Below are 24,598 nucleotides of genomic sequence, written 5' to 3'. Positions count from 1 at the left end.
CGCCCCGGCGTGTTCCGGGGCGGCGGGATCAGAGGATCGAGACGACCATGCAAGTCTACACCGCCCCCCTGCGCGACATGCGTTTCGTGCTGCACGAGCTGTTCGCCGACGACCAGTTCGCGAACCTTCCCGCCTTCGAGGAATTCACGCCCGATCTCTTCGACGCCGTGCTCGAAGAGGCGGCGAAAATGGCGCAGGACATCCTGCTGCCCCTCAACGCCAGCGGCGATGCCGAGGGATGTCGGCTGGAAAATGGCGTCGTCCGCACGCCCGCGGGCTTCAAGGCCGCCTACGACAGCTTCCGCGATGGCGGTTGGGCGGCGCTCGCGTCCGACCCCAGCTGGGGCGGACAAGGACTGCCGGAGAGCCTCAACAAGCTGGTGGAGGAGATGATCTGCTCGGCCAATCTGTCGTTCAGCCTCTATCCCGGTCTCACGCACGGCGCGACCACCGCGATCGAGGGCCATGCCTCGGAAGATCTGAAGCGGGCCTATTTGCCCAAGATGGTGAGCGGCGAATGGTCGGGCACGATGTGTCTGACCGAGTCGCACTGCGGCACCGACCTCGGCCTGCTCCGCACCAAGGCGGTGCCGCAGGCGGACGGCAGCTACAAGGTGAGCGGCGCGAAGATCTTCATCTCCTCTGGCGACCATGACCTGACGAACAATGTCGTCCACCTCGTCCTGGCGCGCCTGCCGGACGCGCCCGCGGGCGTGCGCGGCATCAGCCTGTTCCTCGTGCCGAAATATCTGCCCAACGACGCCGGCGAGCCGGCGAGCGCGAACGGCGTCTCCGTCGCCGGGCTCGAGCACAAGATGGGTCTCAAGGCATCCGCCACCTGCCAGATGGTGTTCGAGGATTCGACCGGCTGGATCGTCGGCGAGCCGGGCAAGGGGCTGGCCGCCATGTTCACGATGATGAACACCGAGCGCGTCTCGGTCGGTATCCAGGGCCTCGGCATCAACGAGATCGCCTATCAGTCCGCCGTCGCCTACGCCAAGGACCGCCTGCAGGGCCGCGCCCTGTCCGGTCCGGCGCGTCCCGACCTCCCCGCCGATCCGATCATCGTCCATCCCGACGTGCGTCGCAGCCTGATGACGATGCGCGCCTATGCCGAAGGGTGCCGCATGCTCGGCCAATGGGCGGCGCGGGCGCTGGACGCAGAGAAGCACGCCGCCGATCCCGAGGTGAAGCAGCGCGCGGCCGATTTCGTCGCCCTGGTCACCCCGGTAGTGAAGGCGCTGTTCACTGATCTCGCCTTCGAGGCGGCGAACCACGGCGTGCAGGTCCACGGCGGCCACGGCTATATCCGCGAGACAGGCGTGGAGCAGTTCGTCCGCGACGCGCGCATCTGCCAGATCTACGAGGGGACGAACGGGGTGCAGGCGCTCGACCTCGTCGGCCGCAAGATGCCCGCACATATGGGACGCCAGATGCGCCCGTTCTTCCATGCCGTGTCCAACCTGTGCGAATCGATGGCCGGCGTTCCGGACAAGGCCCTGGCCGGGATGACCGCCGGCCTTCAGCAGGCGTTCGGCGCCCTGCAGCTGTCGACCGCGACGATCGCGCAAAAGGGTATGAAGGATGCGGAGGAAGCCGGCGCTGCGGCGACCGACTATCTGCGCCTGATGGGCCTGGTCGGCATGGGCTATTGTTTTCTCAAGGCCGCGAAGATCGCGACGGACCGGCTGGCGGAAGGCAGCGAGGACGCCGGCTTCTACCGGGCGAAGCTCGCCACCGCCGGCTTCTTCTTCGACCGCCTGCTACCGCAGGCGACCGCCGCCTTCCTGGCGATCAAGACCGGCAAGCGCTCCACCATGGCGCTGGAACTCGACGCCTTCTGAGCGTTTGAAGCTTGACAGTACGGCTGACGTGATTAGGCGGGCCTGACATGCCGTATACGGCAGCAGGCTCGCCGAAAGGTTCGTTGAATAACGAATTCGGCACGTCTCGCGGCGACCGCAAGCATGCGGCGTCTTCGCCTTCGGGCCCCTGCCCCGCCGTTCGCGCCCTTTAGCGGACGGCCCGTTCGGAGAGGAGAGTTTTCGCATGTCCCTGCTTCTCGTCGGCGCGCTGCTTGCCGCCGCCCCCATGGCACCCGCTGCCCAGGCCGCCAATGCGGATGCCGCGCTCGGCATGTGGAAGACGGAGACGCGCGGCGGCGTCGTCGAGATCCAGCGCTGCGGCGCCTCGATCTGCGGTCGCATCGTGACCTCCGAGTTGCTGCGGACGGAACCGAACCTCAAGGACAGCAAGAATCCCGACGCCAGCCTTCGCAACCGCCCGCTCAAGGGGCTGCTGATCCTCAGCGGCTTCAAGGCCGATGGCAATGCGTGGAGCGGCGGCACCATCTACAAGGCCGATGACGGCAAGACCTACAAGGCGACGGTGACGCCGATCGACGCCAACACGCTCAAGGTGCGCGGCTGCATCTTCGTCCCGCTCTGCAAGACGCAGACCTGGACCCGCGTCCGCTGATCCTCATTTTCCCGCTTATCTGTCAGTAAAGGCTTTCCCATGTCCCTGCGTACGAAATTCGCCCTTTCGGCCACCGCGCTGCTCGCCTCCGCCGGCTGGGCCGCGACCGCCCATGCCCAAGCCTTCTACCTTCAGGAACAGTCCGCGCGCGGCGCGGGTCGTGCCTTTTCGGGCGAGGGCGCCGATACGGGCGCTCAGTCGCTGTGGTGGAACCCGGCGTCGATCGGCGGCCTCGATCACGTCGATGCCGCGATCTCCGCGGCGGTGATCCTGCCCAAGGGCAAGGTCAACAACGCCGGCACGTTGATCTGCCGCCCTGGCCAGGCCTGCGCGCCGGTCGGCGGCGACCAGGTCTCGCGCGACCCGATCAACAATGGCGTGCTGCCGTCGGGAGCGATCGCGGTGCCGTTCGGCGACAAGGTCGCGGTCGGCCTCGCCGTCACGTCGCCCTACAGCTTCACGACGGACTACGCGCCGACCAGCTGGGCGCGGTACAGCGCGCTGCGCACCAAGCTGCAGACGGTCGACATCCAGCCCAGCCTCGCGATCGCGCCGACCGACTGGTTGCGTGTCGGCGGCGCGGTGAACGTCGAGCACGTCTATGCCAGCCTCGGCAACGCCCTGCCCAACGTCTCGCCGCTGCAGGCGGACGGCCGCCAGAAGCTGGAGGGTGATGGCTGGGATCTCGGCTGGAGCGCCGGTGTCCAGATGCACAATAGCTGGGCGACCGTCGGCATCAGCTACAAGTCGCGGATCAAGCACACGCTGACTGGCGACCTGACGGTCAGCGGCCTGCAGGCGCCGATCCCCACGACGCAGAACGTGACCCTGTCCGGCCTGAAGGCGCAGTTCTACACGCCGGCGCAGACGATCGTCTCGGGCCGCTTCAAGCTGGCCTCGCCGCTGACCTTCAACGCGCAGATCGTCCGGTACAACTGGAGCAAGTTCGACGCGATCCGGCTCGGCGCGCCGCTGAACACCGCGCTGCCGGAAAACTATCGTGACAGCTGGAGCCAGGCCGGCGGCTTCGACTATGCCGTCTCGCCCGCGCTGACGCTGCGCGCGGGCGTGCAGCATGCCAACACGCCGACGCAGAACGGCCTGCGCGACGCGCGCGTGCCGGACGCGGACCGTTGGAACTACGGTGCCGGCGGCACCTTCCAGCTGACGCCGCGCATCGGGATCGACTTCGCGGGCAATTACGTCGACTTCAAGGACGCGACGATCGATCGCCGCACCGCGGCCTATGCGGGCACGCCGCTCCAGACCCCGGTCCTGACCAGCGGCACGCTGACCGACGCGCGCGCGCTCGTCTTCTCGCTCGGCGCCCATATCGGCCTCTGATCGCGGACCAAGCCCCTCCCCCTGCGGGGAGGGGCATTGCCCCTCGATAAGTCACTGGTCTTTCCCTATATCGCGGCTATCGCCGCAACAGACGACGCAACTTGCCGGAGAGGTACCCGTTCGGGTCCCGTCAATTCTTGGGAAACCTCGCTCCGTTGCAACTCCACCTCCCCGCGTCGCTCGATCCCCGCCAGCTCCTTCGGCCGCGCCGCCGCGGCATCGCTTCGGTCAACGCCGAGGTGCGCGACGGCATCGTACCCGCGGGCAGCGACATCGCGCAGACGCAGGACAATGACGGCGGCGAGCAACCGACCCGCAATTACCGCACGGTCGCGCTGATCATCGCCACGGCGATGTTCATGGAAAACCTCGATGCGACCGTGCTCGCGACGGCGTTGCCGACGATGGCGCGCGACTTCGGCGTGCGCGCGCCCGAAATGAGCATCGCGCTCACGTCCTACCTTCTTGCCCTCGCCGTCTTCATCCCCGCGTCCGGCACGATGGCGGACCGGTTCGGCGCGCGCGCGGTGTTCCGGGCGGCGATCGGCCTGTTCGTTGCCGGCTCGCTGGCGTGCGGGCTCGCCCCGACGTTGCCGCTGATGGCGCTGGCACGGTTCGCGCAGGGCGTGGGCGGCGCGATGATGATGCCGGTCGGCCGGCTCGTCCTGCTCAAGTCGGTGGCGAAGCGGGACATGGTCTCGGCGATGTCCTGGCTGATCATGCCCGCGCTGATCGGCCCCATCGTCGGGCCGCCGTTGGGCGGCTTCATCGTCACCTATCTCGACTGGCGATGGATCTTCTGGCTCAACCTGCCGATCGGCGTGGTCGGCATCTGGCTCGTCGGCCGGTTCATCGCCGATATCCGCGAAGAGGCGCCGCACCCGTTCGACCCGGCCGGGTTCCTTATGTCGGGAATCGCGCTCGGCTGCCTGCTGATGGGCTTCGAAATGGCGAGCCGCAGCGGCGAAGGTCGTCTGGCCGCGATCCTCGTCGCAGTCGGCGCGGCCTTCGGCGCGCTGTACCTGCGCCACGCCAAACATATCGCCCATCCGATCCTGGACGTATCGCTGATGCGCGTGCCGACCTTCCGCCTGTCGGTGATCGGCGGCTCGCTGACCCGCATCACACAGGGCGCCCAGCCCTTCCTCCTGCCGTTGATGATGCAGCTCGCCTTCGGGCTCAGCGCGGCGCAGAGCGGCGCGATGACCGTTGCCGGGGCGATCGGATCGTTCGGGATGAAGGGCGTCGCGCGCCGGATCCTGCGCCGGTTCGGATTTCGCGCCAGCCTGGTGGTCATGGGACTGCTCGGGACCGGCGCCTATGCGACCTGCGGCCTGTTCCGCGCCGACTGGCCCCTTACCGCGGTCTTCGCGGTGCTCGTCGTGTCGGGCTTTCTGATGTCGTTCCAGTTCACCGCCTACAACACGATCGCCTATGACGAAATCGACAAGACGCGGATGAGCGCGGCGACCAGTTTCTATTCGACCTTCCAGCAGCTGATGCTGTCGCTCGGCATCTGCGCCGGCGCGACGGCATTGCATGCTTCGATGCTATGGTCCGACCGGTCGCGGCCGGGCTTCGCCGACTTCTCCGCGGCCTTCTGGACCGTGACCGCGATCTCGCTGTGCGCTGTCTTCGTCAACCTGCGCTTCGACCGGGAGGCGGGGGCCGAATTGACCGGCCGCAGCCGACCGCGCACGTGAAAGCGGCCCCGGCGGATACGCACCGGGGCCGCGCTCACTAAACTTTGCCGCGGATCAGCGCGCCTGCGCCGCCCGGGCGGCACGCGCCTTCTTCGCATAATGGTGGTGCATCGCGACGCAGCCGACCGCCGCACCCGCCATGCCATGGCCCTTGCCGACCATGTGGCCGGCGACGCCCCCCGCGACGGCACCGCGGATACAGCCCTTGGCCAGCGCGGGCTGCGCGGCGATGAGCGTCGTGCTCGCGGCGATGAGCATCAGAACCTTCATGATCGTCCCTCCTCGTGTCGATCGTCGATGAGGCGGAATAAGCCGCAACGGGCCGACCCCGTTCCATGAATTCGACGTCATCCGGCGCGTTCGGGCATCGCCCAATCCGCTTCGTCCACGACCTCGCGCAGAAAGGCGACAAAGGCCGTCACCGCGGGACCGACATGCGGCGTGGGCAGATGCACCGCATAGATGGCGGCGCTGGCGGAGCCTTCCCACGGCGCCAGGATGCGGACCAGCCGTCCCTGCGCGAGGTCGCTTGCCACGTCCCACAGCGAACGCAGCGCGATACCCGCGCCGCCGAGCGCCAGTTCTCGCACCATCTCGCTCGAATTGGTGCGGACGTGGCTCTTCTGCCGCACGATCGCAGGTCGGCCGCCGCCGGACAGGCGCCACGGCATCTGCCCCTCCGCGGCCAGCAGGCGATGTCGCGGGAGGGCCGCGATCGAATCGGGCGTGCCATGGCGGTCGAGATAGGCCGGCGCCGCGCACAACAGCCGGCGGCTCCCCGCCAGTCGGTGCGCGACGAGTCCGTCGGCGATCGCCGGGGCGATGCGGACCGCGACGTCGATCCGCGCGCCGTGCAGGTCGACGAAGCCGTCGTCCAGATCGATCGCAAGCTCGACCTCCGGATACCGGGCGATGAAGGTCGCGAGATGCGGCGCGATATGGAGACGGCCGAACGAGGTCGGCGCACTCACCGTCAATCGACCGGCGGTCTTGCCGCCGCGCCCCGCGACCCGCGCCTCCGCGGCGCGCAGCGCCGACACGATCGGCGCCAGATCGTCGCGGAACCGCTCGCCTGCGGGGGTCAGGGCCAGCCGCCGCGTCGTCCGATGGACCAGATGCGCACCGAGCCGCTGCTCGAGGGCGGCGAGCCGCTTCGACACCGCGGCAGGTGACAGGCGGAGCATGCGCGCCGCGCCCGTCAGGCTGCCCGCCTCGGCCACCGCGGCGAAGACGGCATAGTCCGGATCGAATGCCATTCTTTCCTCTTTCGAAAAACACACCGTCGATCGTATCGTCTATCGAAAGGATTATCGTCGCGATACAAGCCACGCTCGAGCGACGGAGATCCGATATGACGAGCTTCACCGAACGTGCCGGAATGCAGGTGTCGGCCGATCTGGCCGCGTTCCTCGAAACGGACGCACTGCCGGGGACCGGCGTCGATACCGCTGCCTTCTGGCAGGGGATGGCAAGGCTGTTCGAACGGTTCGCGCCCGAGAACCGCGCGCTGCTGGCGGAGCGCGATCGGCTGCAGGCGGCGATCGACGCGCGCTATGCCGCTGGCGAAGGGGTCGATGAACACTTCCTGCGCGACATAGGCTATCTGGTGCCGGAGCCGGAGCCCTTCGCGATCGCGCCGGGCCTGGTCGATGACGAGGTCGCGACCATCGCCGGGCCGCAGCTGGTCGTGCCCATCCTCAACGCCCGGTTCCTGCTCAACGCAGCGAATGCGCGCTGGGGCAGCCTCTACGACGCGCTATACGGCTCCGACGCGATTCCCGGCGCGCGCGCGCCGGGGTACGATCCTGCCCGCGGGGCGTTGGTCGTCGCCTGGGCGAAGGCGTTCCTCGACGAGGCGCTGCCGCTGGCCGCGGGTTCCTGGGGCAATCTGACCGGAGAACCGCAGCTCGCCGATCCGTCGCTGTTCGTCGGTCGCGGCGACAGGTCGCTGCTCTTTCGCCATCACGGCCTGCATATCGAGGTGGTGATCGACCGCGATCATCCCATCGGCCGCGACGACCCCGCCGGCATCGCCGATGTCGTGCTGGAGAGCGCGATCACGACGATCTGCGACCTGGAGGATTCGGTCGCCGCCGTCGACGCGGCCGACAAGGTCGCGGCCTATGCCAACTGGCTGGGCCTGATGCGCGGCGACCTGACCGAGACGTTCGAGAAGGACGGCCGCGCCCTGACGCGCCGGCTGGCGGCCGATCGCAGCTATCGCGCGGCGGACGGCAGCGAGATCGTCCTGCCCGGGCGCAGCCTACTGTTCGTGCGCAACGTCGGCCACCTGATGACGACCCCTGCCGTCCGACTGTCCGATGGCGACGAGGCGCCGGAAGGCATGCTCGACGCCATCGTCACCAGCCTGATCGCGCGGCACGATCGCGGGCGGGCCAACGGCCGGCACGGCGCGATCTACATCGTCAAGCCGAAGATGCACGGCCCCGCGGAGGCCGCCTTCACCGACCGGCTGTTCGATGCGGTCGAGGACCTGCTGTCGCTACCGCGCCATACGATAAAGGTCGGCGTGATGGACGAGGAGAGACGCACCAGCGCCAATCTCGCCGCCTGCATCGCCGCGGTCCGCAACCGGCTGGTGTTCATCAACACGGGTTTCCTCGATCGCACCGGCGACGAAATCCATACCGCGATGCGAGCCGGCCCGATGATCCGCAAGGGCGAGGTCAAGGCGAGCGGCTGGATTGCCGCCTATGAGGATCGCAACGTGCAGATCGGCCTCGCCTGCGGGCTCGCCGGACGCGCGCAGATCGGCAAGGGCATGTGGGCGGCGCCCGATCGCATGGCGGACATGCTCGACCAGAAGATCGTGCATCCGATGAGCGGCGCGACGACCGCCTGGGTCCCCTCGCCGACCGCCGCCACGCTGCACGCCACCCACTATCACCGCGTCGACGTCGCCGCGCGGCAGCGCGCCCGACAGCGCGAGGGGGTCGCGCCCCTCGCCGCCCTGCTCGCCCCGCCTCTGGCGGCGGGCCGCAACTGGTCCCCGGAGGAGGTGCGCGAGGAACTCGACAACAACGCGCAGGGTATCCTCGGCTATGTCGTGCGCTGGATCGACCAGGGAGTCGGCTGCTCGAAGGTGCCCGACATCCACGACGTCGGCCTGATGGAGGATCGCGCGACCCTGCGCATCTCGTCGCAGCACATGGCCAATTGGCTGCTGCACGGCGTGGCGACGGAACGGGAGGTCGAGGAGGCGCTCGCGCGCATGGCGGCCAAGGTCGATCGCCAGAACGCCTCCGACCCCGCCTACCGCCCCATGGCGGGCCGCGAGGCGGACAGTATCGCCTTCCAGGCCGCGCGCGCGCTGGTGTTCGAGGGCGTGGGGCAACCCAACGGCTATACCGAGCCGCTCCTGCACCGATTCCGCGCGGAGGCGAAGCGGCGCACCGGACAATAGCCGCTTGCCTCTCCGCCGCGGCGCGAGGCAAGGATGCGTCCGCATGTCGTGGATCCTACGCCTGTCGCTCGCGCTCGCGCTCCTTCTCCCGGCCGCCGGCGCGCAGGCGCAGGCCCCATCGCCGGGCGATCTCGCACGCCAGATCGACGCGGCCGAGATCGACTTGCGCAGCGTCGATCGCGCGCTCGACGGACGGGTAGCGCGCGGCGACATCAAGACGCTGCGGGGCAAGATCACCAATGCGCAGCAGGATGCGCAAGACGCGGCGGAACAGCTGCACGACCAGCTGGCCCTTGTCGATGCGCGGATCGCGCAGCTCGGCCCGGCACCGCAGGACGGCAGCGAGGCGCCCGACATCCATGCCCAACGCAGCCGGCTCGCGCAGCAGCACAGCACATTGGACGCGGCGGTCAAGCGCGGCAATCTGCTCGGTGTCGAGGCCGAGCAGCTGCTCGCGGAGATGGATCGGACGCAGGCGGAGGAGCTCAGCGAACGCATCACCGCCAGGGCGCCGTCACCGCTTTCCCCCGATTTCTGGCGCCAGATCGCCGAGAACCTGCCGCGCGACCTGCGACGCATCACCGCCTTCCTCAACCAGGGCACCGCCCAGATCGCGACCCAATGGCACGGTGGGTTGCCGTGGCATGCCATCGTCGGCGCGATCCTCGCCCTCGTTCTGCTGTTTCCAGCGCGCCTGATCGCCCGTCGGGCGGGGCAGCGCTTCCTGGTCGAGGATGCGCCGGGCCGGCGCGTGCGACGCTCCGCCAACGCCATGTGGCGCGTCGCGATCGGCACGCTGATGCCCACGCTCGCCGCCGCGTCCTTCGTCCAGGGATTGCGCTGGTCGGGCCTGCTGCCGCAGCGATGGAGCGACCTGCTCGACGCGCTGGTGATGGCGGCGGGATTCAGCGGCTTCACCATGGCGATCTTCGGCGCGCTGCTGATGCGCAACCAGGCCTCGTGGCGGATCGCGCCGATCGGCGACGAAGCGGCCGCGCGCCTGCGGCCCATGACCCAATTGCTCAGCCTGCTCGCCTTCGTCACGATCATGATCGAGGCGTTCGAGACGAGTATCGGCGCAAGCAATGCGGCGCAGGTGGCGACGCAGGCCGGCGAGGCCCTGCTCCATCTCGCGCTGATCGTCGCGACGCTGCTCGTGATCGCGACGCTTCGCGCGCGCCGCGCCGCCGAGCAGCCCGATGCGGCGAGCACGTCGGCGACCGCCTGGCTCGGCGCCGCGACGCTGCTCGCCTGGGTGGTGGTCATCGGCGCCATCGGCGCGCTGCTGCTCGGCTACGTCAGCCTCAGCCTGCTGCTGGCGCGGATGATCGGCTGGACGACGGTCGTCGGAAGCAGCGTGTATCTGTTGATGGCGGCGGTCGACGACGTGGCGACCACGCTGTTCCGTCGATCGAGCCGGCTGGGCGTGGTGCTGGTCCAGGGTCTGGGCATCCGGGGCAGCGCGGTCGACCAGTTCGGCGTGCTGTTCTCCGGCATCGTCCGCCTGGCGCTCGGCATCGCCGCGCTCGCGCTGCTGCTGAACCCATTCGGTGCGGGTGCGGGTGTCGCCGCCATCTTCGGGCGGCTGGGCGCGCTGGCGCAGGGCGTGCAGATCGGCGGCATTGCGATCTCGCCGGGCGCGATCCTGCAGGGTCTGCTCGTCCTGTTCGTGGGGCTGGCGCTCGTGCGCGCGTTCATGAGCTGGCTCGAGAACCGGTATTTGCCGACCACCGACCTCGACGGGTCTGGCCGCAATTCGGTCAGCCTCGTCGCGCGCTACGTCGGTATCGCGCTCGCGGTGATCTGGGCGCTCGCATCGCTCGGCATCGGCGTCGAGCGGATCGCGCTGCTGCTGTCAGCGCTGTCGGTCGGCATCGGTTTCGGTCTTCAGGCGATCACGCAGAACTTCGTCTCCGGCCTCATCCTGCTCGCGGAACGCCCGATCAAGATCGGCGATCTCGTTCGCGTCGGCACCGACGAGGGAGACGTCAAGCGGATCAGCGTCCGTTCGACCGAGATCGAGCTGGCCGACCATTCGACGCTGATCGTCCCGAATTCGGAACTGATCACCAAATCGGTGCTCAACAAGACGCTGAGCAACGCGCTCGGCCGCATCCAGCTGCAATTTTCCGTGCCGCTCGGCACCGACGCCGACCTCGTCCGCTCGCTCGTGTTGCAGAGCTTCACGGAAGAGCCGGCGGTGCTAGACGCGCCGGCGCCGGCCGCGTTCATCGACGGCATTGCCAACGACCGCATCCTGTTCAATTGCTTCGCGCACGTTGCCAGCGCACGCGCCGCCTATCCGACCCGCAGCGCGATCCTGCTGGTGCTGCTGCGCCGGTTCCGCGAACGCGGCATAGAGATCGGCACATTGCCGCAGAAGCTGGAAATCATCCCCCCGAATGGTCCATCGGAATGAACGTCACATTTGGTTCATTTTCGTGAAACGAGCATGAAAAGGTGATTGCCTAGCGAGGTCCCACGAACGGCACCGAAGTGCCGATTTTGGGGGACAAGCCGTCATGACATCTGCCTCGCTGCGCGCCGGCGCCTCCGCGCTCGGCCTTTTCGTGGCATCCGCCGTGCAGGCGCAGACATCGCCCGCCGCAAGCGGCGGCGCCAGCGTGACGGGCGCCGCGCCTGCCGACGTCCAGACCGAGGCGGACATCCTCGTCGTCGGCACCGCGCAGGGCGAGAAGAAGGCGATCGAGACGAAGCGGCAGGCCGACAACGTTGTCGAGGCGCTGTACGCCAATGACGTCGGCAAGCTGCCCGACCAGAATGTCGCGGAAGCAGTTCGCCGGCTGCCCGGTCTTTCTGTGGCCAACGATCAGGGCGAAGGCCGCTACGTCATCATCCGCGGCGTCAATCCGAACCTGGTCAATGTCGTCCTCAACGGTCTGACGATGCCGGCCCCGGAACCGGACGGACGGCAGGTCAAGCTGGACGATATTCCGTCGGCCCTGATCAACTCGGTGATCGTCACCAAATCGCTGACGGCGGACCAGGATGCGAACGCGATCGGCGGTGAGGTCAACATCCGCACCCTGACGGCCTTCGACCGCAAGGCGCCGCTGTTCGCGGACGCGCGGCTGCAATATGGCGCCTATCACCTCAACGGTGGCCATCCTTACGAAGGCGACGCGCAAGTCGGCGGCCGGTTCGGCGCGAACGAGCAGTTCGGTGCGGTGCTTTCGGTGAATTACTCGCGCCGGTCGATCGAGTCCGAGAATTTCCAGGGTTCGACCAACTGGCGTGCGGTAACCACCGCGGCAGGGTCGATCGCGCCGAGCGTCGTCCTGCCCGACCAGGGCGCGCTGCGCGACTACAACCTCGTGCGGACCCGCGAGGGCGTCGTCCTCAACCTCGACTGGCATCCGACGGACACGGCCAAGCTCTTTCTGCGCGGCACGCTGTCGCGGTTCGACGACAACGAGACCCGCGACCAGTTCATCATCGACAACCAGTCCGCCGTCGTCGCGACGGGGCCGACGAGCGGCACGTTCCGGGGACGCGGCAGCATCCGCGTTCGCCGGCGCGAGGAAACCGACAATACCAAGTCGGTGCAGGCCGGCGGCAACTTCCGCTTCGGCGACGCGGCACTTGAGCTAGCCGGGGCATGGACGCGGGCGCAGAAGCGCGACCCGCTGCGCTCCGAATATAACTTCCGCACGGGCGGTAGCGCGCTGACGGTCGCCTATGACGTCTCGGACACGCCCTACGTCTTCACCCCGTCGGTCCAGCCGAATGCGAACCAAAGTGCCTATGCGCTCAACAGCGTCAATTACGACACGCGCAACGCGGTGGAAACGCTGTGGCAGGGCCGCGCAGATCTGACGCTGCCGCTGGGCTTCGCGACCGACGGCAGCCTGAAGGTCGGTGCCAAATATCTCGATCGGCACAAGACCAACGCCCGCGACTATCTGACCTACGGGCTGACCGCGGGCCGTGCGTTCACGCTCGCCAGCGTATCCTATCTCGGCGACACGAGCTTCTACGACGGTCGCTACGTCTTTCCGGTGCGGATCGGCTATGACACGGCGCAGGCCTATCTCGCCGCCAATCCCGGCACCATCACCGCGAACATCGCCTCCAGCCGGACCAACAGCCTGGCCAACGACTATGACGTCGCCGAGCAGATCTGGGCCGGCTATGCGATGGTCACCGCGCATCTGGGCCCGGTCACGATCGTGCCGGGCGTCCGCGTCGAACATACGCGCGATCGGACCAAGGCGAAGCTGGTTACTGCCGCATCGCCGCTGGACTCGGATTACAACGCCTTCGGTGCGAAGAGCTATACCAACTGGTTTCCCGGCCTGAATGCGAAGTGGGAAGTGACCGACAGCCTGCTGGTCCGCGCCGCCGCGACGACGTCGCTCGGCCGGCCGAACTATCCCGATCTCGCCCCCTATGTGCTCGTCGACCAGACGGTGTCGCCGGTCAGCGTCACGCTCGGCAACCCCGCTCTCAAGCCGTACCGGGCGGTGAACCTCGACGCGGCGATCGAATATTATCTGCCGGGCCAGGGACTGCTGTCCCTCGGCTATTTCCGCAAGGTCATCGACAACCCCATCTACACCGGCGCGACGCTGGGGGTGAACGGCACGTTTGCGGGGCAGGCGCTGAACGGCGTCACCGTCGCGCAGGCGACCAATGTCGACAAGGCGGTGCTGGACGGACTGGAGGCCAATCTCCAGATACGCTTCACCTTCCTGCCCGGCGCCCTGGACGGTTTCGGCATCGCCGCCAATTACGCCCATATCACCGGCCATGGCGAAGGCGCGATCCCCGGCGGGCGGAGCGGACGTTTCCCGCTGTTCCTGCAATCCCGCGACGTCGGCACCGCGCAGCTGTTCTACGAGAAATACGGCTTTGCCATCCGCGCGGCCTACTCGTTCCGCTCCAAATATCTGGACACGTTGGGCGCGACGGCGGCGACGGATCAATATACCGACGCCAACGGTCAGCTCGACGCCAACATAAGCTACGAGGTCACGCCGCAGCTGACCTTCTTCGGTCAGGCACTGAATCTCACCGATGCACCGTGGCGGCGCTTCATCGGAACGAAGCCGCAACTGGTTGAACGAGAACGCTATGGCCACAGCTTCCGCTGGGGCGTGCAGCTGCATTTCTGACGGGGGACAGACGATGATCCGGACGACATTGGCTGCGGCCCTGACCCTGACCCTGGCCCTCGCCTCGCCGGCAGCGGCGCAGCAGCTTCCGGTCCCCACGGGGCTGAAGCTCGATCGCACCGTGGTATTGATGCGCCACGGCGTGCGGCCACCGACAAAGGCGCCGCCGATGCCGGCCGGCGTCGCGGATCGGCCCTGGCCGACATGGCCGGTCGCCCCCGGCTATCTGACGCCGCACGGCGGCGCGGCGGTCACGCAGGTCGCGGCCTTCGACCGTGGCTATTGGGTCGCCAAGGGACTGTTGCCGGCGACGGGCTGTGCCCGTATCCGTCTTGTCGCCGACAGCGACGAACGGACGATCGAGACGGCCAAAGCCTATGCCAGGGGGATCGCGCCTGGCTGCTCCGCATCGATCGAACATCGGCCGCAGGGCGAGGCCGACCCGATCTTCTCGCCCATCGATGAAAAGGCGGTGTCTTTCGACGCCGCGACGGCGCAGGCGGCGGTGCTGGCCGCTGCCGGGTCCGGCGGCATCGCCGGTCGTGAGGCGCGTGTCCGGCCGCTGTTGACTCGCCTCGACGCGATCCTGTGCGGAACGCCCAGGCCCGGATGCGGCGTCGGCGACCAAGCGAGCGATCTGGCACCGGCGCGTCCCGACCGTCGGCCGAAGCTGACCGGTGCCCTCGACCGGGCGTCGACGGCGGCGCAAATCCTTCTGCTCGAATATGCGGACGGCAAGCCGATGGCTGAGGTCGGCTGGGGCCGCGCCACCGCGGAGGATATCGCCGCGCTGGCGGCGCTGCATGCGCTCGAATTCCAGCTGCTCGCGCGGCCGGCCTATGTCGCACGCGCCAACCTGTCCCTGCTGTCGCCGCTCATCCTCGATGCGCTGCAGGGTGCGGACCGGGCGCCGGTCACGATGATCGTCGGCCACGACACCAATGTCGCGGCAATGGGTGGCCTGCTCGACCTGCACTGGCGAGTCCCCGGCCTTGCTGCCGACGACCCCTCTCCCGGCGGCGCGATCCTGTTCGAGCGGCTCACGGATGCGGAAGGCGCGCATTACGTTCGCGCGGTGTTCCGCAGCCAGACGATAGACCAGATCCGCACCCTCACGCCCCTGACGTCCGGCCGCCCGCCCTATATGGCGCTGCTGCCCATTCCGGGCTGTTCCGCGAGGGGCATCATCGGCCTTTGTACGGCAAAGGCGTTCGCGGCGAAGCTGTCGGCGACCCCGCGAGACTAGAGCGGCTGGAAGCCGCGCAGGCCGCGCAGATACTGCAGCCGGATCGTCGAGACCGTCACGCCGCTTCCGGCATCGACGACCGCCTGGGCGAACTTGGGCCTGGACCGGCCGATCGTGCCGGCACCCGGAAAGCCGACGCCGTCGCTCCAGATCGAGAACTTGTCCTTGCCCGTCCGGTTGTGGCGTAGCAGCAGGGCGTAGCGTCCCGGCCGCGGGACCGAGACGCACATGGCAAAGTCGCCGCTCGCCGGCGGCGCGGCGCGCGTGCGGCGGAACGTCTTGCCTTCCGCGACCAGCGCCGTGTCGTCCCGCAAGAAGTCGTCCTCGGAGGCGGGGTAGAGTTCCAGCCACATCTCGCCCTGCCGGTCCTTCAGCCCGGCGACGTTGACCTGGATGGCGGGGCCCCTGCCCGCGCGACAGGCGGTGGCGTCGGAACCCAGCATCTCGATAGGCATCGGCGCCGCGGCGGAGACCAGCATCAGGCCGAGCGGCAGCAGCGGCAGGAACGGGCGGAATGCGATCAGCACGACGTCATGGCTCCATTGCAGAGGGTGTCGCCCGTGTAGACGATGCCGGGCGGCACAACCCGCACCCCGCCCGCCCGGAGGCGGCGGCTTATCGCCCTGCCGACAGCCGGTCGCGCCGGACATAGGCCAGGAGGTGGCCATCCTCGCGCGGGACGGAGAGCGACAAGCGATAGTCGCGCCTAAGAGCGGCGGCGACCGCCGCCTCGCTGTCAGGGTTCCAGGGCGCGAAGGGCTCGTCCATCGTCACGATCACCGGCGGCCTGCCCGCCAGCACGCGGCGCACCTCGGCCGCCTCGTCGATCCCCGTCGCTCCGCGCTCCGCGTCATAGGCCAGCGTCGAGGGAAAGGCATAGGGCGTCGGCACGCACGCATCCGCCAGCACGTAGAGCACCGAATCGCCGGCGAAGACGAACGGGCACTGGCCGCCGTCATAGGTCCGCATCACCGCGGCCACGGCGCGCGCGGACGCCGCGTCGGTGGGTACCAGCAGCACGCGCGCCACGAAGAGCAATGCGCCATAGCCCAGCAGCGCAACGATCGCCGCCCGGTGGCGATCGAGGACCGGCGCGGCGATCATCGTCAGCGGCACCATCAGCGGCAGCGCATAATGGTCGAAGAAGGCGCCGATCATCGCGAACGCGACCAGTGCGGCGCCGAGCCAGCCGAACACGATATAGGTTTCGGGTCGGCGCGGGCGGCAACGCCATGCCGCCACCGCGCACAGGATGAAGGGCAGCAGCTGCGCGCCGGTTCCCGCCAGCCGCGCCGCGATCTTCGCGGCCGGATAACCGTGCCGCAGCGCGATCGAGGCGAAGTTGGAGAACCAGAAGGCGGCGAACACCGCCGGCCCGCGCAGCCAATAGGCAAGCACGACGATGGCGGTCGGCGCCACCCCCAGCACTGCCCAGAGCAACATGGCGCCGATCAGCATCGCGACCGATCCGCCTGCCCTGCGCAGGTACCAGCTGTGCGCCAGGCCGAAGAACGCCCCCTCCACCACGGGCGTGTATTTGGTCTGGATCGCGAGGCCGGCGAGCAGGCAGGCCGCGGCGCCGCTGGCCACGATCGCGCCCGGTCGTCGGGCGGCGGCGAGCGCCGGCAGCCGGAGCGTCAGCACGGCCGCCGCCGCCGTGAACAGATTGTAGAAGACCGGCGACTGTCCACCCCGTCCGCTCAGCAGCGACAGCCACAGCAGATAGGCGACCGCGGCCGCGAAGGCGCCGACCCGCGCCGCGCCGAGCCGGCGCGCGCCGTACATGACAAGCGCCGCCGTTCCCGCCGCGAAGAGCGTCGCGACGAGCTGGTACGCAAGGATACCGTCGCCGGGCAGCAGCCGGATCGCCGCATAGATCAGGAAGAGGCCGACCGGCTTGCGATCCCACAGGTCGATATAGGGAACGGCACCGTCCAGCATGCGGCTGCCGACGAGAAGATAATATTGCTCGTCCACGTGGATGACCGGATTGCCGAAGTCGCGGCACCGGATGGCGACGGCGATGACGACCAGGGCGAGGGCCCACGGCCACCAGGCCACGCGATGCGGACGGGACGGAACGGAGGTGTGCGGGTCGTGCGCGGATGCCGGTGAAGCCATGCCGACCGCCTAGCCCGAGCGCTCCCGGCCGCACCATAAGGATTTTTTTACCAGTCGATGTACGGACCCGCCCGATCGGCGTCGTCTGATGGGTGGGGAAGGCAAAGCGCCCTTCGTCACTGGGGGAGACGGTGACGAGGCAGCGCCCGACGAGCGAGACTGGGCATGTATCTGAGCTTCGATCAGGACGCGGGCTTCGGCGGGGAGCCGTGGAGCGTCATCGCGCCACGCGCGACGACTGCCTGGACCGTGCTGATCCCGTTCTTCAACGAGGCGGCGTTCCTGCCGGCCACGATCGCCAGCATCGCCGCGCAGCACGTGCCGGCGAAGCTCATCCTCGTCGACAACGGCTCCACGGACGGCAGCGCCGACATCGCTCGTAGCGCGGCACGCGCGCACGGCCTCGACGCTTTGGTGCTGACCGAGCGGACGCCGGGCAAGGTGGCGGCGCTGCGGACCGGCCTCGCCTGGGTGCGCACCACCTATGTCGCGACCTGCGACGCGGACACCCTGTATCCGCCGCACTATCTCGCCGAGGCGGAGCGGTTGCTGTCGCGTGACGGTTGCGTCGTCGCGGGTGCCTATTTCGTCGAGCCGGGTGCGGATCAGTCCGACCTGGACGCGGAAGCCCGGAAGATCCTCGCCGCCGCGCGCGCCCTGCCGCGCCAGTGCCATGCCGGCGGGGCCGGCCAGGCGTTCCACGTCGCCAGTCTGCGCGCCGCGGGCGGCTTCGATCCCGATCTGTGGCCATTCATCCTGGAGGATCATGAAGTGATCCATCGCACGATGGCACTGGGCGCTATGCACTATTCGCAGGACCTGTGGTGCATGCCCTCCCCGCGCGAGCGGGACCGCGACTCGATCCGCTGGACGCTCTTCGAACGTCTGGTCTATTCGGCCACCGCGCCCTGGGCCGGCAGCTGGTTCTTCTACAAGTTCCTCGGTCCCCGCTTGCAGCGGCGGCGCCTTATGAGCAACAAGATCCGCGAGCGTGCCTATCACGATTTGGAAGGGCCGGCTTTTGCCACGTCTAATTCTGTGTGCTGACGACTTCGCCTTTTCGCGTCAGACCAGCGAGACGATCGCCGCCCTGGCGCGGGCGGGCAAGCTCAACGCCACCAGCTGCATGGCCGTCATGCCCGGCTGGACGGACGACGCCGAACTGCTCCGCGACCTGCCATCCCATGTCGAGGTCGGGCTTCACCTTACGCTGACGGGCGAGGTGCCGCTCACGCACATGCCGGAAACCGCGCCGGACGGCGTGCTGCCCGATATCGATCCCTTGTGCAGGCTCGCCGCGCGGCACCTGATCGCGCTTGACGAGATCGCGCGCGAAGTCCGCGCCCAGTTCGATGCGTTCATCGGCGTGCTCGGCCGGCCGCCTGCCTTCGTTGACGGGCACCAGCACGCCCATGCGCTTCCCGGCATCCGCGAGATCGTGCTCGCCGAGACCGCACGCCGCGCGCCCGCGGCATGGGTGCGCGACTGCACCGATGGTGTGCTCGCCATGCTGTCCCGCCCATTCGTCGGCAAGGCGATCGGAAGCGCCTATCATTGTCGCGGCCTGCGCCAGGATGCGGCGCGCCACGGTCTCCGCTGCAACGAAGGTTTCGCGGGCCACTACGACTTCGCGCGCGACTACGGCACGATCCTCCCGAAATTCCTGCGCCGGCCGGGCAAGATGCATCTCGTCATGTGCCATCCGGGCGCGGGGCATCGTGACGGCGACGCGATCGCCGCGGCGCGGCCGCGGGAGGCGGCGGCCTTGCAAGCTGCCGCAATCGCGGACATGGCTGCGACAGAAGGGCTGGCATTTCCGGCCTGAAGCTTGGGATTCGGGCGGATTGGCGGAAGACGGGCTGCGCGGCATCTTCCTCGAACAGCGACCGATGCTGCTGCGCATGCTGACGGCGCGGCTGGGCAGTCGCGACGACGCGGAGGACGTGCTGCAGGACATGTGGCTGCGGCTCGACCGGTTGAGCGACGGCCCCGTCGCGCAGCCGGCCGGTTTTCTGTATCGCGTCGCCGCCAATCTGGCGACCGACCGCCGCATCGCCGGCAGTCGCCGCGTGGCCCGGGAATCGGCGTGGCTGGAGACGATGCCGGCGGCCGATGAAGTGCCGAATGCGGAACGCGCGCTGTTCGCGCGCAGCCAGCTGCGCGTGGTCGAAGCCGCGATCGCCGACATGCCGGAGCGGATGGCGACGGCGCTGCGACTATTCCGGATCGAGGGGGAGTCGCAGCGCGTCATCGCAGGCACGCTGGGGATCAGCGTCAGCGGCGTCGAAAAGCTCCTGCAAAGGGCCTATCGACAAATTCACGACAGATTGCAGCACGCCGATGAGGGTTTGGATGATCCGCGTCGTCTAGAGGATGAAAGGGGTCCCACGCGTGCAGGCTGACCGGACGATTATCGATGCGGCGATCGCCTGGCACCTGCGCCAGGATGAGATGTCGCCGCGCGAGTGGGAGGCGTTCACCCTCTGGCTCGAAGCCGACCCCGCCCATGCATCGGCCTATGATCGCGTCGCGATGGACGACCGCCTGATCGCCGCCGCTGTCTTTCCCGCGCCGCAGGCCGCCAACGACGACATGCCATTGCCTGGTCATCGTCGCGGTTGGAGCATGCGCGGCTGGGTTGCCGGGGGTGCGATGGCGGCGGCGCTGGCGGTGGTGGCCGCAACCGGCATGCTCACGTCCGCCCCTTCCGGCACCTATGTCGTCGCGACGCCGGACGGCCAGCCGCGCACCGTCACGCTGGCGGACGGCACGCGGATCGAGATGAGCGGCGGAACGCGCCTATCGCTCGACCGTGGCGACCCGCGCACCGCGTCGCTCGAAAGCGGTGAGATCACGCTGCACGTTCGTCACGATGAAAAGTCGCCCTTCACGCTGCAATCGGGCGGTCTCGCGATCCGCGATCTCGGCACCGTGTTCGACGTCGCGCGCACCGGGACGCGAACGGACGTGGCGGTCGCCGAAGGGTCCGTGATGCTCGCGCCCGCGGATGCGCGCGTCGTGATGACCGCCGGAGACGCCGCCGCGGTGGCGGACGGCCGCATCGTCCGCAGCAAGGTGACACCGGACGAGGTCGGCGGCTGGCGCCGGGGTCACCTGTCGTTCGACGCGGTCCCGCTTGGCACCGTCGCGGCGCGGATCGGCCGCCTGTACGGTTTCCGTCTCACGCTGGCGGGCGACTTGTCGAGCCGGCCCTTTACGGGCATGGTCGCGATGACGGGGACTGCCGATCGGGACGTACCGCATCTGGCCGATCTGATCGGGGCGACGTGGCGACGTGACGGAAAGGCATGGATCCTGGCGAGCGAGGCGACGACGCCGCGTTGACGCGCATGTCGCGGGCATCGTCCCGCTCCTGCTTTCGCTGGTCCTTCCCTTCCTGCCATCGCCCGCCGCTGCGGCGCCGCCGCGCGAGACGTCGATCGTATTGGCACCGTCGACGCTCGATCGCGCCCTGCTCGACCTCGGCCGACAGACCGGCATCGAGATCATCAGCACCGAACATGGCCTGAACGCGGTTCGCACCCATGCGGTTACCGGCCTGTTGCCGGTCCGCGTGGCACTCGATCGGTTGCTCGCCGGCACCGGCTTTCGCGCCGAGCCGATCCGCGGAGGCGGCTTCCGCGTGGTCCGGCAGCGGACGCCGACGCGCCGCGCCCCGGCCCGCCGCCCGGCGCCTCCGGCCGAGCGATCGCAGGGCTCGGACTCGAACGGCGCCGACATCATCGTCACCGCCAGCAAGCAGGCGATCCCCCTGCTGCGATATCCGGGCAGCATCGCCTTCTCGATCGGCACGCCGCGATTGCCCAACGGCGCGGTGGGCGAGGTGACCGACCTGTCACGCACCCTGCCGGTGATCCAGAGCACGCAACTCGGGCCGGGCCGCAACAAGCTGTTCATCCGCGGCATCGCGGACAGCAGCTTCTCGGGAACGACGCAATCCACCGCCAGCGTCTATCTCGACGATGTCCAGCTCAACGCCTCCGGTGCGGACCCCGGGCTGCGCCTCTACGACATGCGCAGCGTCGAGGTCATGGAAGGACCGCAAGGCACGCTATACGGTGCGGGCGCGATCGGCGGGGTGGTACGGCTCACCTCGAATGCGCCCGATCCACGACGCGTCGCAGGGTCCGTCACCGCGGGCGCGGTCATGACCGCGCATGGCGACAATGGCGGCGATCTCGCTGCGATGCTGAACCTGCCGGTGGCCGAGAACGCCGCCATCCGCGGCGTCGCCTATACGGCGCGCGACGGCGGCTATATCGACGATAGCCGGCGCCACCGGCGCGACACCAACGACACCTTCGTCAGCGGCGGCCGGCTGGCGGCGCGTTGGCAGACGCAGAGCGGATGGCGCGTCGACGCCAGCGGCGCCGCGCAACATATCGTCAGCCGCGACGGCCAATATGCGGAGCCCGTCGTCGGTCCACTCGCGCACGCCGCCGCCATCGCGCAACCCTTCGACAGCAGCTTCCTGTTCGGTCGCCTGGTCATCAGCCACGACTGGGCGAACGGCCTGTCCCTCGTCTCGGCGACGGGAGTCGCGCGGCTCGAAACGGTCGATACGTTCGACGCGACGCCGTACGCCCGCGTCCCGCCGCCGCCCGTCGCCTATCGCACGGACATGGACAAGCTGCTCGTGTCGCACGAAAGCCGGCTGTCGCGCAGCTTCGCCAGCGGGGCATCATGGCTGATCGGCGTGTCGTTGATCAGCGACAAGTCGATCCTCAGCCGCAAGTTCGAATATGTCGGGCGCGAGGCCGACATAATCGGCGTCAGCAACGTCACGCGGCAGGCGTCCGTCTTCGGCGAAGCCACCTTCGTGCTCGACCCCGCGCTGTCGGTGACGGCGGGGCTGCGTGCAACCGCCGCCCGCGTCGACGGCGAACCATCCTCGACGCCGCGCGGCGGCTATATTCGCGGCCGTTCGACGCAGCGGCTCGATCCGACCGTCGCCCTCTCCTACCGGCTGGGCGCCCGGCTCGCCGCCTTCGCCCGCTTCCAGACGGGCTTCAGGACCGGCGGCCTCGCGGTCGCGCAGGGGGTCGGACGCGTCGCGAACTACAAGCCCGACTCGATCCTGCTGGGCGAATTCGGACTGCGACGGCTGCGCAGCGGCGCGACCGGGCTGGCCTTCGCCGCCAGCGCGTCGACGGCCTGGTGGCGGGATATCCAGGCGGACCTGATCAATCGCCGCGGCGCGCCCTATACCGACAATATCGGCAACGCCTCGATCTATACGGTGGAAGCGACCGCGGACTGGATTCCGGTCGCGGGCCTCGACCTGACCGGGGCGCTGCTGTTCACCGAAAATCGCGTCAGCGGCCCCGTCGCGGATCAATCGAAACGCGACAACAGGCGCCTGCCCGATACGCCGCCGCTGGCGGGCAATGCGGCGATCACCTACGCCTGGAACCGGACGGCGGCGTGGCAGCCCCGCGTCGGCGCGACGATCGCCTATGTCGGGCGGTCGGTGCTGGGCACGGGCGATCTGCTCGATGTCAGCCAAGGGCGCTACTGGTCGCTGGGTGCGTCGGCGGGGGTGCGCTGGCGCAATCTGGACTGGCGGCTCGGCGTGGACAATCTGACGGACACGGCGGTCAGCCGCTTCGCCTATGGCAATCCGTTCCGGCTGGCGATGCGCGACCAGACGACGCCGCCGCGCCCGCTCAACGTCCGGCTGGGGGTAACCGCGGCCTGGTAGCCGCACGCAAGTCTGGAAAACGCCGCGTTTTGCGCCTATGTGCCGCAACCTCCCATGGCAACGAAACTCCCCTCTCCGCCCCGCGTCGGCATGGTCTCGCTCGGCTGTCCGAAAAACCTCGTCGACAGCGAGCGAATCCTCACGCAGCTGCGCTCTGACGGCTATCAGATGTCGGCCGACTATGCCGGCGCCGACGTCGTGCTCGTCAACACCTGCGGCTTTCTGGATTCCGCCAAGGAAGAAAGCCTGGAGGCGATCGGGGAGGCGATCAAGGAAAACGGGCGTGTCATCGTGACGGGGTGCATGGGCAAGGAAGCCGAAGCGATCCGCGCCCGGTTCCCCGACGTCCTCGCGGTCACGGGCGCGCATCAATATGAGCAGGTCGTCGAGGCCGTTCACGCCGCCGCGCCGGCGAACCTGTCGCCGTATCTCGACCTCGTGCCGGATGCCGGGCTGAAGCTGACGCCGCGACACTACAGTTATTTGAAGATTTCGGAAGGCTGCAATCATCGCTGCAGCTTCTGCATCATCCCCTCGCTGCGCGGCGATCTCGTCAGCCGCCGGCCCGACGCGATCCTGCGCGAGGCCGAGAAGCTCGTCGCCGCCGGGACGCGCGAGCTGCTGGTGATCAGCCAGGACACCAGCGCCTATGGCATCGACATCCGCAAGGAGCCGCGGATGTGGCAGGCGCGCGCGGTCGTGCCCCACATGACCGATCTCGCGCGCGAACTCGGCCGCATCGCACCCTGGGTCCGGCTGCACTATGTCTACCCTTATCCCCATGTCGATCAGGTCATCCCGCTGATGGCGGAGGGGCTCGTGGTGCCGTATCTCGACATTCCGTTCCAGCATGCCGCCCCGTCGGTGCTGCGAACGATGAAGCGGCCCGGCAATGACGCCAAGGTTCTCCAGCGCATTCACGAGTGGCGGAGGATTTGCCCGGACATCGCGATCCGCTCGACGTTCGTCGTGGGCTTCCCGGGCGAGACCGAGGCGGATTTCCAGTATCTGCTCGACTGGCTCGACGAGGCGCAGCTCGATCGTGTCGGCGCGTTCCGCTTCGAACCGGTCGAGGGGGCGGCCGCGAACGCGCTGCCGGATCACGTTCCCGAGGCGGTGAAGGAAGAGCGTTACGCCCGGATCATGGAGAAGACCGCGGCGATTTCGGCGGCGAAGCTCCAGGCGAAGGTCGGCCGCACTTTGCCCGTGATCATCGATGAGGTCGGCGACGAAGGGGCGACCGGCCGCAGTCAGGCGGACGCACCGGAGATCGACGGCCAGGTCTTCCTGCGCGACGCTGCACACCTGGCCGCCGGCGATATCGTGTCCGTCGTCATTGAGGATGCCGACGAGCACGACCTCTACGGCGTACCGGCGTCATAGATCTTCCTTCCAGGCCGGGCGCCGATCCCATTGCGCCTGCGC

The 24,598-nt window shown here is 68.6% G+C and carries 18 protein-coding genes; 14 read left to right on the top strand and 4 right to left on the bottom strand.

The features are described from left to right. Nucleotides 1-47: 47 nt before the first annotated feature. The 4 genes from IQ292_RS14380 to IQ292_RS14365 all read left to right on the top strand — a co-directional run bounded on the left by IQ292_RS14380 (nt 48) and on the right by IQ292_RS14365 (nt 5,525). Complete coding sequence (locus IQ292_RS14380) at nt 48-1,844, top strand: acyl-CoA dehydrogenase C-terminal domain-containing protein (protein ID WP_203310992.1); 1,797 nt, start codon at nt 48-50, stop codon at nt 1,842-1,844. Nucleotides 1,845-2,049: 205 nt separating this feature from the next. Continuing rightward, a complete protein-coding gene (locus tag IQ292_RS14375; protein WP_203310991.1) occupies nt 2,050-2,478 on the top strand; it encodes a DUF2147 domain-containing protein in 429 nt (142 codons plus the stop codon). Nucleotides 2,479-2,517: 39 nt separating this feature from the next. After that, nucleotides 2,518-3,822 (top strand): OmpP1/FadL family transporter, encoded by a 1,305-nt coding sequence (locus IQ292_RS14370; RefSeq protein ID WP_203310990.1) that lies wholly within the window; start codon nt 2,518-2,520, stop codon nt 3,820-3,822. Nucleotides 3,823-3,977: 155 nt separating this feature from the next. Further along, the gene (locus IQ292_RS14365; RefSeq protein WP_238941109.1) at nt 3,978-5,525 is read left to right on the top strand and encodes an MDR family MFS transporter; all 1,548 of its coding nucleotides are present in this window, start codon (nt 3,978-3,980) and stop codon (nt 5,523-5,525) included. A 54-nt stretch (nt 5,526-5,579) separates the two neighbouring features. Here IQ292_RS14365 and IQ292_RS14360 read toward each other — a convergent pair whose 3' ends face one another. Both IQ292_RS14360 and IQ292_RS14355 read right to left on the bottom strand, forming a co-directional pair. Next, nucleotides 5,580-5,795, bottom strand: a complete 216-nt coding sequence (locus tag IQ292_RS14360; protein ID WP_203310989.1) for a hypothetical protein — start codon at nt 5,793-5,795, stop codon at nt 5,580-5,582. A 77-nt stretch (nt 5,796-5,872) separates the two neighbouring features. Then, on the bottom strand, nt 5,873-6,781 hold the full coding sequence (locus IQ292_RS14355; RefSeq protein WP_203310988.1) for a LysR family transcriptional regulator: 909 nt from the start codon (nt 6,779-6,781) through the stop codon (nt 5,873-5,875). Nucleotides 6,782-6,876: 95 nt separating this feature from the next. Between IQ292_RS14355 and IQ292_RS14350 the strand changes: the two genes are divergently transcribed. From IQ292_RS14350 to IQ292_RS14335, 4 genes are all read left to right on the top strand, one after another. Further along, nucleotides 6,877-8,949, top strand: coding sequence for a malate synthase G (locus IQ292_RS14350; RefSeq protein ID WP_203310987.1), 2,073 nt, complete (start codon nt 6,877-6,879; stop codon nt 8,947-8,949). A 43-nt stretch (nt 8,950-8,992) separates the two neighbouring features. Continuing rightward, nucleotides 8,993-11,368, top strand: a complete 2,376-nt coding sequence (locus tag IQ292_RS14345) for a DUF3772 domain-containing protein (protein WP_203310986.1) — start codon at nt 8,993-8,995, stop codon at nt 11,366-11,368. A gap of 103 nt (nt 11,369-11,471) precedes the next feature. Continuing rightward, on the top strand, nt 11,472-14,084 hold the full coding sequence (locus IQ292_RS14340) for a TonB-dependent receptor (protein WP_203310985.1): 2,613 nt from the start codon (nt 11,472-11,474) through the stop codon (nt 14,082-14,084). 13 nt (nt 14,085-14,097) lie between these two features. Next, a complete protein-coding gene (locus IQ292_RS14335; protein ID WP_203310984.1) occupies nt 14,098-15,330 on the top strand; it encodes a histidine-type phosphatase in 1,233 nt (410 codons plus the stop codon). Here IQ292_RS14335 and IQ292_RS14330 read toward each other — a convergent pair. Together IQ292_RS14330 and IQ292_RS14325 are read right to left on the bottom strand one after the other, a co-directional pair. Continuing rightward, on the bottom strand, nt 15,327-15,857 hold the full coding sequence (locus IQ292_RS14330) for a DUF2141 domain-containing protein (RefSeq protein ID WP_338057638.1): 531 nt from the start codon (nt 15,855-15,857) through the stop codon (nt 15,327-15,329). The genes IQ292_RS14335 and IQ292_RS14330 overlap by 4 nt on opposite strands. Before the next feature lie 88 nt (nt 15,858-15,945). Then, entirely contained in the window at nt 15,946-17,451 is a 1,506-nt protein-coding gene (locus IQ292_RS14325) for a hypothetical protein (protein ID WP_238941108.1), read from the bottom strand. 165 nt (nt 17,452-17,616) lie between these two features. Here IQ292_RS14325 and IQ292_RS14320 point away from each other — a divergent pair, with 165 nt between their 5' ends. Genes IQ292_RS14320 through rimO form a run of 6 tightly spaced genes read left to right on the top strand, consistent with a single transcriptional unit; the run spans nt 17,617 to nt 24,556 of the window. Continuing rightward, nucleotides 17,617-18,498: a glycosyltransferase family 2 protein gene (locus tag IQ292_RS14320; RefSeq protein WP_203310983.1), complete on the top strand. Its 882-nt coding sequence runs from the start codon at nt 17,617-17,619 to the stop codon at nt 18,496-18,498. After that, nucleotides 18,473-19,276, top strand: coding sequence for a ChbG/HpnK family deacetylase (locus IQ292_RS14315; RefSeq protein WP_203310982.1), 804 nt, complete (start codon nt 18,473-18,475; stop codon nt 19,274-19,276). The genes IQ292_RS14320 and IQ292_RS14315 overlap by 26 nt, the downstream gene beginning before the upstream one ends. 19 nt (nt 19,277-19,295) lie before the next feature. After that, entirely contained in the window at nt 19,296-19,853 is a 558-nt protein-coding gene (locus IQ292_RS14310; RefSeq protein WP_203310981.1) for an RNA polymerase sigma factor, read from the top strand. After that, complete coding sequence (locus IQ292_RS14305) at nt 19,843-20,796, top strand: FecR family protein (protein ID WP_338057637.1); 954 nt, start codon at nt 19,843-19,845, stop codon at nt 20,794-20,796. Before IQ292_RS14310 ends, IQ292_RS14305 begins: the two co-directional genes overlap by 11 nt. Further along, a complete protein-coding gene (locus IQ292_RS14300; protein ID WP_338057636.1) occupies nt 20,747-23,173 on the top strand; it encodes a TonB-dependent receptor in 2,427 nt (808 codons plus the stop codon). The genes IQ292_RS14305 and IQ292_RS14300 overlap by 50 nt, the downstream gene beginning before the upstream one ends. Before the next feature lie 54 nt (nt 23,174-23,227). Then, entirely contained in the window at nt 23,228-24,556 is a 1,329-nt protein-coding gene (gene rimO, locus IQ292_RS14295) for a 30S ribosomal protein S12 methylthiotransferase RimO (RefSeq protein ID WP_203310979.1), read from the top strand. Nucleotides 24,557-24,598 lie beyond the last annotated feature (42 nt).

The sequence above is a fragment of the Sphingomonas beigongshangi genome (assembly GCF_016820445.1).
GTDB classification, from domain to species: domain Bacteria; phylum Pseudomonadota; class Alphaproteobacteria; order Sphingomonadales; family Sphingomonadaceae; genus Sphingomonas; species Sphingomonas beigongshangi.
Note: the sequence above shows the minus strand (reverse complement) of the source record. Positions and strands in the feature narration are given on the sequence as shown.

Excerpts from the sequence above, each read along its gene's own strand:
- IQ292_RS14350 (WP_203310987.1), top strand. The coding sequence starts at position 6,877 with ATGACGAGCTTCACCGAACGTGCCGGAATGCAGGTGTCGGCCGATCTG.
- IQ292_RS14320 (WP_203310983.1), top strand. The coding sequence starts at position 17,617 with ATGTATCTGAGCTTCGATCAGGACGCGGGCTTCGGCGGGGAGCCGTGG.
- rimO (WP_203310979.1), top strand. The coding sequence starts at position 23,228 with ATGGCAACGAAACTCCCCTCTCCGCCCCGCGTCGGCATGGTCTCGCTC.
- IQ292_RS14370 (WP_203310990.1), top strand. The coding sequence starts at position 2,518 with ATGTCCCTGCGTACGAAATTCGCCCTTTCGGCCACCGCGCTGCTCGCC.
- IQ292_RS14335 (WP_203310984.1), top strand. The coding sequence starts at position 14,098 with ATGATCCGGACGACATTGGCTGCGGCCCTGACCCTGACCCTGGCCCTC.
- IQ292_RS14345 (WP_203310986.1), top strand. The coding sequence starts at position 8,993 with ATGTCGTGGATCCTACGCCTGTCGCTCGCGCTCGCGCTCCTTCTCCCG.
- IQ292_RS14340 (WP_203310985.1), top strand. The coding sequence starts at position 11,472 with ATGACATCTGCCTCGCTGCGCGCCGGCGCCTCCGCGCTCGGCCTTTTC.
- IQ292_RS14355 (WP_203310988.1), bottom strand. The coding sequence starts at position 6,781 with ATGGCATTCGATCCGGACTATGCCGTCTTCGCCGCGGTGGCCGAGGCG.
- IQ292_RS14360 (WP_203310989.1), bottom strand. The coding sequence starts at position 5,795 with ATGAAGGTTCTGATGCTCATCGCCGCGAGCACGACGCTCATCGCCGCG.
- IQ292_RS14325 (WP_238941108.1), bottom strand. The coding sequence starts at position 17,451 with ATGGCTTCACCGGCATCCGCGCACGACCCGCACACCTCCGTTCCGTCC.
- IQ292_RS14380 (WP_203310992.1), top strand. The coding sequence starts at position 48 with ATGCAAGTCTACACCGCCCCCCTGCGCGACATGCGTTTCGTGCTGCAC.
- IQ292_RS14375 (WP_203310991.1), top strand. The coding sequence starts at position 2,050 with ATGTCCCTGCTTCTCGTCGGCGCGCTGCTTGCCGCCGCCCCCATGGCA.